The sequence below is a fragment of the Bacillus sp. EB600 genome (genome assembly GCF_024494385.1).
In the GTDB taxonomy this organism is placed as follows: domain Bacteria; phylum Bacillota; class Bacilli; order Bacillales; family Cytobacillaceae; genus JAEVLT01.
The window spans coordinates 1-573 of record NZ_JAEVLT010000146.1 but is presented as its reverse complement, the minus strand read 5'-3'; the positions used below and the strand labels follow the sequence as shown (position 1 = coordinate 573).

Annotated in this window: 1 protein-coding gene; it reads right to left on the bottom strand. The window is 39.3% G+C overall.

Going from position 1 to position 573, the window contains the following annotated elements:
• A partial coding sequence (locus JN080_RS28990; protein ID WP_256239370.1) for an IS110 family transposase occupies positions 1-450 on the bottom strand: 450 nt, incomplete at its 3' end.
• Positions 451-573 lie beyond the last annotated feature (123 nt).

Here is a 573-nt window from a genome sequence, read left to right as displayed (position 1 = left end):
TTTGGTTAAGCGATGTTTTGCTCTTAATTCATCTTCTTTGGCATCTTCACGAGCCCGAACTAAATCCCGAAGGGCTTCGTCATCTTCTGTTGGCACATAAACAGGAGTTAATTCGCCGGCGCGAAATAACTTTGCTAGTTTAATCGAATCCCTACGGTCAGTTTTAATGCGTTCACCTGGTTTCTTAGGGATTAAAGATGGGGCAATCACTTCACACTCGATTCCTAGGCTAAGAAAAAGACGATATAAACCATAGCCAGTTGGACCAGCTTCATAGCACACTCGAAGATTCTCTTTTTCCCCAAGATTTTTTATTAACTTTCTAATAGATTCTGAAGTGTTAGGAATCATTCCCCAATACCTTGGCTCATCACGACCTTCATCTGCAATGGCAACGGCAATTTTTTCTTTTGAAACGTCTAAACCTATATATTTTATGGTATCCTTCATAATAGCTAGCTCCTTCCGTAATGTAGCTCTGATTTGGTTTGTTTTTTTCCAGTAAACAGTGTAACCAAATTAATCTACGATGTTACGAGTAAGGAGCTAGTTTCGTTCATGATAACTAACTGG